General features: G+C 71.2%; 8 protein-coding genes. All 8 read left to right on the top strand.

What is annotated here, in order from left to right; translation table 11 throughout:
* The first annotated feature begins 79 nt into the window (after positions 1–79).
* The 8 genes from OEB99_RS07730 to OEB99_RS07695 all read left to right on the top strand — a co-directional run bounded on the left by OEB99_RS07730 (position 80) and on the right by OEB99_RS07695 (position 12,272).
* Positions 80–1,750, top strand: a complete 1,671-nt coding sequence (locus OEB99_RS07730; protein ID WP_263509457.1) for an alcohol dehydrogenase catalytic domain-containing protein — start codon at positions 80–82, stop codon at positions 1,748–1,750.
* Between the two features lie 226 nt (positions 1,751–1,976).
* Positions 1,977–2,900, top strand: coding sequence for a sugar-binding transcriptional regulator (locus OEB99_RS07725; RefSeq protein ID WP_263509456.1), 924 nt, complete (start codon positions 1,977–1,979; stop codon positions 2,898–2,900).
* 270 nt (positions 2,901–3,170) lie between these two features.
* Positions 3,171–4,574 (top strand): dihydrolipoamide acetyltransferase family protein, encoded by a 1,404-nt coding sequence (locus OEB99_RS07720; protein ID WP_263509455.1) that lies wholly within the window; start codon positions 3,171–3,173, stop codon positions 4,572–4,574.
* Positions 4,562–5,920 (top strand): dihydrolipoyl dehydrogenase, encoded by a 1,359-nt coding sequence (gene lpdA / locus OEB99_RS07715; protein ID WP_263509454.1) that lies wholly within the window; start codon positions 4,562–4,564, stop codon positions 5,918–5,920. The genes OEB99_RS07720 and lpdA overlap by 13 nt, the downstream gene beginning before the upstream one ends.
* A 29-nt stretch (positions 5,921–5,949) precedes the next feature.
* Positions 5,950–8,403 (top strand): alpha-ketoacid dehydrogenase subunit alpha/beta, encoded by a 2,454-nt coding sequence (locus tag OEB99_RS07710; protein WP_263509453.1) that lies wholly within the window; start codon positions 5,950–5,952, stop codon positions 8,401–8,403.
* 280 nt (positions 8,404–8,683) lie between these two features.
* Complete coding sequence (locus tag OEB99_RS07705) at positions 8,684–10,201, top strand: sugar ABC transporter ATP-binding protein (RefSeq protein ID WP_263509452.1); 1,518 nt, start codon at positions 8,684–8,686, stop codon at positions 10,199–10,201.
* Entirely contained in the window at positions 10,198–11,244 is a 1,047-nt protein-coding gene (locus OEB99_RS07700) for an ABC transporter permease (protein WP_263509451.1), read from the top strand. The genes OEB99_RS07705 and OEB99_RS07700 overlap by 4 nt, the downstream gene beginning before the upstream one ends.
* On the top strand, positions 11,244–12,272 hold the full coding sequence (locus tag OEB99_RS07695) for an ABC transporter permease (protein WP_263509450.1): 1,029 nt from the start codon (positions 11,244–11,246) through the stop codon (positions 12,270–12,272). The genes OEB99_RS07700 and OEB99_RS07695 overlap by 1 nt, the downstream gene beginning before the upstream one ends.
* Positions 12,273–12,434 lie beyond the last annotated feature (162 nt).

Genomic DNA, 12,434 nt, shown 5'->3' with positions numbered 1-12,434 from the left:
CCCGCCACCGGGCGGCCGGTCGGCCGTCCACCGCCATCCCGCGAACCACACCCGACGACAACCCACGAAAGGCGTAGCGATGACGACCCAGGGCTCACTCCCCGAGACCCAGCACGCCGTCCAGCTGGTCGCCCAGGGCGAGGCCGTGCTGAACCCGGCCAAGCCGGTGTACGCCCCCGGACCGCACGAGATCCTGCTGAAGATCGAGGCCGTCGGGCTCTGCTTCTCCGACATCAAGCTCCGCAAGCAGTTCTCGGGGCACCCGCGCAAGTCCGAGATCCACGCCGGCATCGACCCCGAGGTGCTGCACGGTTGCCGCAGCTACGTGCCCGGCGACAAGCCCGGCGTGCCCGGCCATGAGGTCGTCGGTCGCATCGTCGCCGTGGGCGACGAGGTCACGCGGCACTCGGTGGGGGAGCGCGTCCTGGTCCAGACCGACTACCGCAGCCTGCCCACGGACGGCTCGAACGCGGCGTTCGGCTACACCTTCGAGGGCGGTCTGCAGGAGTACACGCTGCTCGACGAGCGCGTGGTCATCGAGCCGACCACCGGTGAGCGCTATCTCATCCCCGCGCCGGAGCACCTGAGCGCCTCGTCGATCGCGCTGTGCGAGCCGTGGTCCTGCGTGGAGAACGCGTTCGCCAGCGCCGACCGGCGCGGCATGCTCCCCGGCGGCGCTGCGCTGGTGGTCGCGGACGCAGGGCGGGACCTCGCCGCGGTGGCCGGCGTGCTGCCCGGCGACCACGGCGAGCTGGTCGCGGTGGTCGCCGACGACGCGCAGCGTGGGGCGGCCGAGGCACTAGGTGCCCGCATGGCCGACCTCGACGCGCTCGAGGCCGGGACCTACGACGACGTCGTCTACCTCGGCTCGGACGGCTCGACGATCGAGCGGCTGCAGGGTCTCCTCGCCCATGGCGCGGTGATCAACCTCGTGCTGGGCGGCGAGCAGATCGGCGCCCCGGTGCAGCTCGATGTCGGCCAGGTGCACTACGGCGGCGCTCGCTGGATCGGCACCACGGGCAGCGACCCGGCGGAGTCCTGGGCGCACGTGCCGGTCTCCGGTCGGCTGCGCGAGGGCGAGCGGGTGCTGATCGTCGGCGCCGCGGGTCCGATGGGCCAGATGCACATGATCTTCTCGGTGGCCGCGGACAACCCGCCGGCCCACCTGGTCGGCACGGACATCGACGACGAGCGGCTCGCGGCGCTGCGCGCCAAGGTCGAGCCGTTCGCCACCCGGCGCGGCGTGCCCGTGACGTACCTCAACACGAAGGCCACCCCGATCGAGGGCACCTTCACCTATCAGACGATCATGGTGCCGTCGGCCGCCCTGGCCGCCGCGAGCATCGCGACCGCCGCCGACGGCTGCATCATCGACGTGTTCGCGGGCATCCCGGCGGGCAGCACGGCTGCGTTCGACCTGGACGGCTACGTGGCCAAGCACTGCTACATGTTCGGTACCTCGGGCTCCAACATCGAGGACATGAAGAACGTCCTCGCGATGGTGTCCGACGGCCGGCTGGACACCAACGTGTCGGTCGACGCGGTCAGCGGCATGGCCGGCGCCATCGACGGCCTCGGCGCCGTCGAGACCCAGGCGCTGAACGGCAAGGTGATCATCTACCCCTCGCTGTCGGAGATGGGCATGACCCGCCTGTCCGACCTGCCGGGAGACGTCGCCGCGAAGGTCGGCGGGATCTGGAACGCGACCGCCGAGCACGCGCTGCTCGGCGACCAGGCGGAGGGGCGCTGACCGCGATGGTCGTTCCGGTGGGGCCGACGGCGGTGGACGGCCCCGGTGCTGCGTCGAGCGCTCGCGCGCCCCCGGGGTGAGCTGGTTCGGCCCCAGCCGTCCGGGCGCTCGAGGTGTGGTCCGACCGGTGCACGCCGGGGAGCCCTACCCTGGGCGCACAGCCGTTCTCGCGATCGGAGGCGACGTGTCTGCCCCAGCCAGGGCTCATGGTCCGAGTCTCGACACCGTGTCGACCGTGCTCGCGGCCCGACGCTTCTACGTCGACGGCGTGAGCAAGAGCGACATCGCCGCCGAGCTGGGCCTGTCACGCTTCAAGGTCTCTCGCATGCTCGAGACCGCCCTCCGCACGGGCATCGTCAGGATCACCATCGCGGCCCCGAGCGAGATCGACCTCGAGCTGTCGGCTCAGCTCACGACCGCGTTCGGCATCCGCCAGGCCCTGGTCGTCCGCATCGCCGAGGACACCGAGGACTTCGTCCGCATCCAGCTGGGCCGAGCCGCCGCCGCGCTGCTCGCCGGCTCGCTGGAGGCAGGTGACATCGTCGGCGTCAGCTGGGGGCGCACCCTGCACGCGATGATCGGAGCCATCGACGACCTCCCGCGCTGCGACGTGGTCCAGATCGTCGGCGGCGTCCCGGCCGACCTCACGATCAGTGCGTTGGAGCTGGTGCGGCAGGTCGCGGAACGTGGCGGGGGGCGTGCCTACCCGTTGCACGTGCCGATGCTGCTCGACAGCCCGGTCGCCGCGGAGGCGCTGCGCAAGGAGCGGCACGTGCGGAAGACCTTCGCGATGTTCGACAAGCTCACCCATGCGGTCGTCGGCATCGGTGCGTGGCGGGCCGGGAGCTTCGCTCTGCACCCCGCGCTGCCGCGAGACGTCATCGAGCGTGCGGGGGCCGCCGGTGCCGTGGCAGACGTCTGCATGACCCTCCTGGACCAGGACGGCGCCGTGGTGGACCTGCCGGAGCTCGGGAGCCGCATCATCGCCATCGACCTCGAGTGCCTGCGCCGAGTGCCGGACGTCATCGCCGTCGCCGGCGGGGCAGGCAAGGCGGAGGCCATCGCGGCGGCGCTGCGCAGCGGCGTCGTCCACCGCCTCGTCACCGACGAGATCAGCGCGCGTCAGCTGCTGACGATGGCGGAGCGCTGAGCGCACCGACCATCGCACCGGCCGGGCGGCACGCACCCGGTGCACCTGACGAGTGACCAGCCGTTCTGCTCGTGTCGTCCCTTGACACGTCGGAACCGGCACAGCAGACTTTTGCTCAGATGAGGGCATAGCGCTCATCCGAGCGACAATGGATCGCGGAGTGCCTGCTCCAGTCCTCTCGGCGAGGTGGCCGAGGTGGGCGCAGCGAGATCCGGAAACGTGGACGCCGAGCAGGCGCTGCTCGGCGACGAGGCGGAGGGATGCTGACCGATGGCCGTACCCGTGGAGCTGCCGAAGCTCGGCAACACGGTCGAGGAGTGCATCATCTCGGCGTGGTTCAAGAGCCCAGGTGACGCGGTCGCCGAGGGCGACGTGCTCGCCGAGGTCGAGACCGACAAGGCGACGTTCGAGGTGACCGCGCCCCAGGCCGGCACGCTGCTGGCGACGTTCTTCACCGAGGGTGACCTGGTGCCCGTCTTCACCACGCTGTGCGTGCTGGGCGACCCGGGGGAGGACCCGGAGCCGTACCGGCCCGGCGGCGAGGGTGGAGCGGCGGCGCCGAGCGCGCCCGCCGAGTCGAGCCCCGCTGCGCCCGTGGCGGCTCCGGCCGCGGCTCCGGCGGCTGCGGCGCCCGCAGCGGCCCCGGCCGGGGCGCCGGCGCCCGCCGCGGTCCCGGTCGAGGACTCCGGCGCCCCGTGGAGCCCGCGCGCCCGACGCTTCGCCCGCGAGCACGGCATGGAGACCGCCGGAGCCCCGGGCAGCGGCCCCGAGGGGCGGGTGCTCGAGGCCGACGCACGTGACCGGTGGGAGTCCGGTCCCAAGCTGACGTCGGCCGCTCAGGCGCAGGCTGCCGCCGAGGGTCTGGTGGCTCCGGCCACCGGCACCGGCGTGGGCGGAGCAGTGCGGGCCGGCGACCTGGTGGCGCCCGGCGCGGCCCCCGCGACGGCTGCGCCGACCGGCGGCGCTGTCCCGGCCCCGGCCGCGCCCGGCGCCTCGGTCCAGAGGATGTCGACGATGCGCAAGCGGATCGCCGCGAACCTGCGCGACTCGCTGGCGAGCACCGCGCAGTACACCCTGCACGCGTCGGCGGACGCGCGCAGCATCCTCGCCCTGCGCCGGACGCTCAAGAAGGACCCGAGCACGGCGGGCATCACGATCAACGACATCGTCGGCGCGTGCACGGTCAAGGCGCTGCGCGAGATGCCGGTGGTGAACTCCTGGTTGCTCGACGGTGAGGTGCAGACCCACGCCGAGATCGACCTGGGCTTCGCCGCCGACACCGACCGGGGGCTGGTCGTGCCGGTGATCCGCGGGGCGCAGAACCTCTCGCTGATCGGCCTGTCGGCGCGCGGCAAGGAGCTCGCCGCCCAGGCCCAGGCAGGCACGCTGAACCCCGACGACATGACGGGCGGCACGTTCACGATCTCGAACCTCGGCAACCTGGGGATCGAGGGGTTCACGCCCGTGCTCAACCCGCCACAGGTCGGGATCCTCGGCGTGGGCGCGATCACGCTCCGCGCGGTGCGCAACGCCGACGGCAACGTCGAGTTCGCCGACCGGATCTCGCTGTCGCTCACGCTCGACCACCAGCTGATCGACGGCGCGCCCGGCGCCCGGTTCCTGCAGGTGCTCACCCGGATCCTCGAGAGTGCGGAGACGTCGTGTTCGATCTGATCGTGGTGGGCGGCGGCCCGGGCGGGTACGAGGCCGCCGCGCACGCCGGCAAGCTCGGCATGAGCGTCGCGCTGGTGGAGAAGAAGCGGCTCGGCGGGACGTGCCTCAACGTGGGCTGCATCCCCGCGAAGACGTTCCTGCACACGGCCAAGCTGGTCCGGGACGCGCGCGAGGGCGCGGCCTACGGTGTGCAGGTCGGCACGCCCACGGTGGACCAGCCCACGCTCGTGGCCCGCAAGAACCGGATCGTCGACACCCTGGTGAACGGCGTCGGTCAGCTGATGGACGCCAACAAGGTCCAGGTGGTCCAGGGCGAGGGCCGGCTCGTCGCCCGGGACACCGTCGAGGTGCGCACCGGCGAGGGTACCGAGCGGCTCCAGGCGGCGAACGTCATGATCGCCACGGGCTCGAAGGTCGCCAAGCCGCCGATCCCCGGTCTCGACTCGCCCGCCGTGCTCGACTCGGACTCGGTCTTCGACCTGCCCGAGCTGCCGGCCAGCGTCGCGATCATCGGCGGCGGGGTGATCGGCCTGGAGTTCGCCTCGTTCTTCAACGACGTCGGTGTCCAGGTCACCGTCCTGGAGATGCTCCCGAGCATCGGCGCCGGTGCCGACGACGACGTGTCGCGCCGGCTGCTCAAGGCCCTGCAGAGCGCAGGGATCACGTTCCACCTCAGTGCCAAGGTCACCGAGGTCGGGCCGGACGGCGTGCGGTTCACCGACGCCAAGGGCACCGAGCAGGTCGTCGTGGCGGAGCGCGTGATGAACGCCGCCGGCCGCGTGCCGGCGGTGGCGGGCCTCGGCCTCGAGGAGCTCGGCGTCGAGGTTCGGCGGGGCGTCGTGACGACGCCCGAGGGCCGCACCAACGTGCCGGGCATCTGGGCGATCGGCGACGCCAACGGCCGGATGATGCTCGCGCACGTCGCCACGCGCGAGGGCATCGTCGCGGTCAACACGATCGCCGGTCGCCCCGACCGGATGCGCTACGACGCGATGCCCGGGGTGATCTACACCTCGCCCGAGGCGTCCTGGGTCGGCCCGACCGAGGCCCAGCTCAAGCAGGCCGGGGTCGCGTACCGCAAGGCGCAGGTCCCCGCCGGGGTGTCGGGCCGCTTCCTGATCGAGAACGAGCACGGCAGCGGGTTCGCCAAGGTGCTCGTCGACGCGCGGTACGGGCGGCTGCTCGGCGCGCACGTGCTGGGCGACGTGTCCAGCGAGTTCATCGTGGCGGCCGCCGCGATGATCGAGACCGAGCTCACCGCCGAGGCGGCGATGGAGGTCGTCTTCCCGCACCCGACCGTGTCCGAAGTCCTGCGTGAGGCCCTCGTCCGGGTCGCGCACGTCTGACAGCGAGAGAGCAACCGAGAGAGCCGACGATGCCCAAGTCATTGCAGATCCACCCGGCGGACGTGCTGCACACCGACCGGATCACGTTCACCGACATCCCGGTCAACGCCTTCCCGAAGGGTGCGACGAGGTCGCTGGAGGACTTCTCCGCGGAGACCCTCCTCGGCATCTGGCGGGACATGTGGGCGGTCCGCGAGTTCGAGACCATCCTCAACGAGATCAAGGTCAAGGGCTCCTACCGCGACCTCGCGTACAACCACGCCGGCCCCGCCCACCTGTCGATGGGGCAGGAGTCCTCGGCGGTCGGCATGGCGCACGCCCTCACCCCGGACGACCACATCTTCGGTTCGCACCGTAGCCACGGCGAGATCCTGGCCAAGGCGTTCTCCGCGATCCGCGCGCTGGACGACGCGACGCTCGAGCAGATCATGACCGGCTACGCCGGCGGCGCCGTGCTGGCTCCGGTCGCCGAGGAGTTCTCCGGCTCGGTGCGTGAGCTCGCCGAGCGGTTCTTCCTCTACGGCGCCTACGCGGAGATCTTCGCGCGGGACACCGGTTTCAACCGGGGCCTCGGCGGCTCGATGCACGCGTTCTTCACGCCGTTCGGCATCTACCCGAACAACGCGATCGTGGGCGGCTCCGGCTCGGTCGCGCCCGGCGCCGCGCTGTTCAAGCGGGTCAACCGCAAGCCGGGTGTCGTGGTGGCGAACATCGGCGACGCGTCGATGGCCTGTGGCCCGGTGTGGGAGGGCATCAACTTCGCCGCGATGGACCAGTACCGCACGCTGTGGGACCAGGCGCTCGGCGGCGGTCTGCCGCTGATCGTCAACGTGATGAACAACTTCTACGGGATGGGTGGCCAGCCGCGCGGCGAGACGATGGGCCAGGAGCTCATCGCCCGGATCGGCGCCGGGGTGAACCCCGAGCAGATGCACTCCGAGCGGGTCAACGGCTACGACCCGCTGGCGGTCATCGACGCCTTCACGCGCAAGAAGCAGGTGCTCGCCGAGGGCCGCGGCCCGGTGCTGCTGGACACCATCACGTACCGGTTCTCCGGCCACTCCCCGTCGGACGCGTCCAGCTACCGCACCTCCGAAGAGCTGGACGAGTGGCGCGAGGCCGACGCGATCCCGGCCTTCGGCGCCCGCCTGGTCAAGGGTGGCATCGCCACCCAGGAGCAGCTGGACCAGGTGCGCGAGCAGATCCAGGACCAGGTGTTCGACGCCTTCGCGCTCGCGACCGACCTGGAGAAGAGCCCGCGGATCGGCATCGACTCCCCGCTGGTCGAGCAGGTGATGTTCTCCAACACCAAGGCCGAGAAGCTCGACGACCGCGAGCCGGAGATCGACCTCGCCGACAACCCGCGGGTCAAGCAGATCGCGGGCAAGGAGCGGGTCGGTGTCAAGGACGGCAAGCCCGTCCCGAAGATGAAGGCGTACAACATCCGGGACGGCATCTTCGAGGCGATGCTGCACCGGTACTCGATCGACCCGACCATGGTCGCGTTCGGTGAGGAGAACCGGGACTGGGGCGGCGCGTTCGCCGTGTACCGCGGTCTGACCGAGGCCCTGCCGTACCACCGGCTGTTCAACTCGCCGATCGCCGAGGCAGCGATCGTGGGTGCCGCGGTGGGCTACGGCATGGAGGGTGGCCGCGCGGTCGTCGAGCTGATGTACGCGGACTTCATGGGGCGTGCGGGCGACGAGATCCTGAACCAGCTCAGCAAGTGGCAGGCGATGTCGGCCGGCGCGATCACGATGCCGGTGGTGCTGCGGATCTCGGTGGGTTCGAAGTACGGTGCCCAGCACTCCCAGGACCTCACCGCGCTCGCGGCGCACATCCCGGGACTCAAGGTCGTGTACCCGGTCACGCCGTACGACGCCAAGGGTCTGATGAACGCGGCCCTGGCCGGCACGGACCCGGTGATCTTCTTCGAGAGCCAGAAGCTCTACGACATGGGGGAGATGTTCGCCGAGGGCGGCGTGCCCGAGGGCTACTACGAGGTCGAGATCGGCCAGCCCTCGGTCAAGCGGTCCGGGACCGACCTGACCATCGTCACCCTGGGCCCGTCGCTCTACACGGCGCTGTCCGCGGCCGACGTGCTGGCCGAGAAGCACGGCCTGTCCGCCGAGGTGATCGACCTGCGCTCGGCCACGCCGCTGGACTACGCGCCGCTGGCCGCGTCGGTCGCGAAGACCGGCAAGGTGCTCCTGGTCTCGGAGGCGGTGGAGCGCGGCAACCTCATGCAGACCGTGGCGTCCACGCTCACCCAGCTGTGCTTCGACGACCTGGACGCACCGCCGGTGGTGGTGGGCTCGCGGAACTGGATCACGCCGGCGCCCGAGCTCGAGGCGATGTTCTTCCCGCAGGTCGACTGGCTGCTGGACGCCGTCCACCAGCAGATCCTGCCGTTGGCCGGGTACACGCCGACCGGTGCGGCGAACGCGGCCGAGCTGGCCCGCCGGAACCGGCTGGGCGTCTGATCGACGGCTCCCGGCCGGGCGCGTGACGCCCCGGCCGGGAGGCCCGTGCTCCCCGGCGGTCGGCGTACCCCAGCTCCCCGGCGGTCGGCGTGCCCGTCGACCGGTCGGCCCGGACCCCGGACGGGGCGCCCGGCGCCGTGTCGTGCGTCGCGATGGGAACGCTCACATCGTGACCATTTCGTTGTCCTGACGTGCTGCCGTGGGCCTTGACCCGGAGTTCTCCGGTGGCCTACGGTGATCGAAGTTTGGAACGATTCATCGCCCTCGACGAGGAGGACGGATGGCGGAGATCGACGACCCTTCGGTCGTGCTCCAGCTGCGCGACGTGCGCAAGGTGTTCGGACCGGTCGTCGCGCTCGCCCATGGCAGCCTGACGCTGGAGACCGGCTCGATCCACGCGCTGCTGGGTGAGAACGGGGCGGGCAAGTCGACGCTCGTGAAGATCGTGGCGGGCGTCTACCACCGCGACGCCGGCGAGGTCCTGCTGGACGGCGACGTCGTCGACTTCCGCAGCACCGCGGAGTCCAAGGACGCAGGCATCGCGGTCATCTACCAGGAGCCGACGCTGTTCCCCGACCTCTCGGTCACCGAGAACCTCTTCATGGGGCGCCAGCCGCTGACCTCGCTGCGGCGAGTCGACCACGCGCGGATGCGGGCCGAGGCCGTCGCGCTCTTCGACCGGCTCGGCGTGCCGATCGACCCGGACCGCCTGGCGATGGGCCTGTCGATCGCGGACCAGCAGGTCATCGAGATCGCCAAGGCCATCTCGCTGGACGCGAAGGTGCTGATCATGGACGAGCCCACCGCGGCGCTGTCCGGGCACGAGGTCGAGCGGCTGTTCACCATCGCCCGCCAGCTGCGCGACGAGGGCCGCGCCCTGGTGTTCATCTCGCACCGGCTCGACGAGGTCTTCAGCCTGTGCGACACGATCACCGTGATGCGCGACGGCGAGTACATCTCGACCGGGCGCACGGCGGACCTCACGCCGGCCGAGGTCGTGCGGCTCATGGTCGGCCGCGAGATCTCCGAGCTGTTCCCCAAGACCGAGGGCCTCCCGGTCGGCGACGTGATGCTCGAGGTCGAGGGCCTCACGCTCCCCGGCAGCTTCCACGACGTGTCGTTCCAGGTCCGCGCGGGGGAGATCGTCGGGCTCGCCGGACTGGTCGGGGCTGGCCGCAGCGAGGTCGCGCGGGCCGTGTTCGGCGTGGACCGGTACTCGGCCGGGACGGTGCGCTTCCGCGGCGAGACGATGCCGGTCGGCGACACCTCGGCGTCCATCGCGGCCGGGATGGCCTTCGTCCCCGAGGACCGACGGCGTCAGGGCCTGATCGTCGAGATGGGGCTCGCCCGCAACCTCACGCTGGTGCTGCGGCGCACGCTGGAGCGGTTCGGCCTGATCACCACGACCCGCGAGTACACGACCGCGACCGAGTGGGCCAAGCGCCTGCAGGTGAAGTCCGGCGACCTGGACTCCAAGGCCGGCACGATGTCGGGCGGTAACCAGCAGAAGAGCGTCATCGCGAAGTGGCTGGCCACCGACCCCACCCTGCTGATCATCGACGAGCCCACCCGCGGGATCGACGTCGGCACCAAGTCCGAGGTCCACCGCCTGCTCGACGAGCTCGCCGGACGCGGCATCGCGGTGCTGATGATCAGCTCGGAGCTGCCCGAGGTGCTCGGCATGAGCGACCGCGTCCTGGTGATGCGCGAGGGCGAGATCACCGCGCGGCTGGACCGCGCCGAGGCGACCCAGGAGGCCGTGATGATGGCTGCCACCCGCCACGAGGCGGTGGCATGAGCGCCGCGACGGCCACCCGGGTGCCGAGCAGGTCGTTCGGCACGCGCGTGGCCGACCTGCTCAAGCGCCGCGAGACCAGCGTCGTGATCGCGATCGTCGTCGTGGTCGCGCTCGCGACCAGCGTCAACCGCAGCTTCGCCTTCGGGTCGGACGGCTTCCGGAACCTGCTGCTCACCCCGTCGCTGCTCGTGGTGCTCTCGGTGGCCCAGGCCATCGTCCTGATCTCGAAGAACGTCGACCTGTCGGTCAGCGCCGTGCTCGGCCTCACCGCCTACGCCACCGGCGACATGTTCACGCTGTGGCCCTCGCTGCCGATCCCGGTGGTCGTCGTGCTGGCGATCGCGTTCGGGTCCGTGCTCGGCGCGATCAACGGCCTGCTGGTCAGCGTCGCCCGGGTCCCGGCCCTGGTCATCACGCTCGGCACGCTCTACATCTACCGGGGCATGGGCATCGCGTGGGTCGGCTCGGGACACATCAACCCGAGCGACGTGCCGAACTCGTTCGAACGGCTCGGCGTGGCGAGCGTCTTCGGCATCCCGATCCTCACGCTCGTGGCGCTGGCCGTCGTGATCGTGGTCGCGTACGTGATGGGCTCCACCCGCTCCGGGCGTGAGCTCTACGCGATCGGCTCCGACGAGGATGCGGCCGACCTCTACGGCCTGCGGGTGCGTCGCCGGGTGTTCTTCGCGTTCCTGTCCTCCGGCACGCTCGCCGGGCTGGCCGGTGTGATGTACGCCGCGCGCTACGTCATGGTCGACTCGCAGGCCGGTGCCGGGCTCGAGCTCCAGGCCGTCGCCGGCGCCGTGGTCGGTGGTGTCGCCATCGCCGGCGGCAGCGGCACCGTCCTGGGCGCCGCGCTCGGTGCTGTGCTGCTGACCACGATCGCTCGCGCGCTGCCGATCGTGGGCGTGCCGGACTTCTGGCAGCAGGCCGTGGTCGGCGTGCTGATCATCGCGGCGATCGTGCTCGACAAGGTCCTGGCGATCCGCAACGTCCGACGCCTCGCCGCCGAACGCGAGCGCCAGCTGGAGGGGGTGGCCTGATGAGCACCACGGTCGACGCCGACGTCCGCACCACACCCACCGCACCGCCCACCGCGACGCGCCTGCGTCGGGTCCTGCTCGGCCGCGACGCCGCGATCGTCGCCCTGCTCGCGGCGACCTGGCTGATCGCGACCGTGGCCGTGCCGAACTTCGGCACCGCGAACACCGTCTACTTCCTGCTCGAGGACATCTTCCCGGTGCTGCTCATCGCGCTGCCGATGACGCTCGTGATCATCACCGGTGAGATCGACCTGTCGGTCGGCAGCATGGTCGGCCTGTCCACGGTCGTGGTCGGGTCGCTGTTCGACGCCGGGCTGCCGTTCGGGGTGGCTGCGCTCGTCGCCGTCCTGGTCGGCGCCGTGGGCGGGCTGTTCAACGGCGTGCTCGTGACGCGAGTGGGTCTGCCGTCCCTCGCGGTGACGATCGGTACCCTCGCGCTCTACCGCGGGCTCGCGGTCGCGACGCTCGGCGACAAGTCGGTGACCGGCTTCCCGCAGTCCTGGAAGGACCTGGTCCAGAACCGTCTGTTCGGAGCGGGCACGGCGCTGCCGACGATCATCTGGCTCTTCCTGCTGCTCGCGGCCTTCTTCATCGTGCTGCTGCACTTCACGTCGACGGGCCGCGCCGTGTACGCGATCGGCCTGAACGACGAGGCGGCTCGCTTCTCGGGCATCGACGCCGGCCGGGTCAAGATGCTGATGTTCGTCGCGACCGGCACCGTCGCCGCGCTCGCGGGCGTGTGGTTCACGCTGTACTACTCGACCGCGCGGGGCGACAACGCGACCGGCCTCGAGCTGTCCGTGGTGGCGGCCGTGCTCGTCGGCGGCGTGTCCATCTTCGGTGGCAAGGGCGGGCTTCCCGGCGTGATCGCCGGAGCGCTGCTGATCGGCACCCTGCGCAGCGCGCTGCGCCTCGCCGACGTGTCGTCCGACGCCATCAACGTGGCGACCGGGCTCCTGCTGGTCGTCACCGTCATCGTGCCGAGCTTCCTGGCGTGGCTCGGACGCGTCACACACCGGGGTTCGTGAGGTCCCGGCTGGTACTGGACGAGGGTCCTAACGAGGAGGAAGAACAATGAGGTTGCTTCGTCGTAGGTCTGTGGTGGCGGCGGGTGCTGTGGTGGCGCTGTCGTTGGGTTTGGCTGCGTGCTCGTCGGGTGGTGGCGGGGAGGAGTCTTCGTCGGCGGGTGG

Source organism: Actinotalea endophytica, assembly GCF_025717005.1.
GTDB lineage: Bacteria > Actinomycetota > Actinomycetes > Actinomycetales > Cellulomonadaceae > Actinotalea.
The sequence above is the reverse complement of the archived record's forward strand: the minus strand, read 5'-3'. Positions and strand labels throughout refer to the sequence as shown.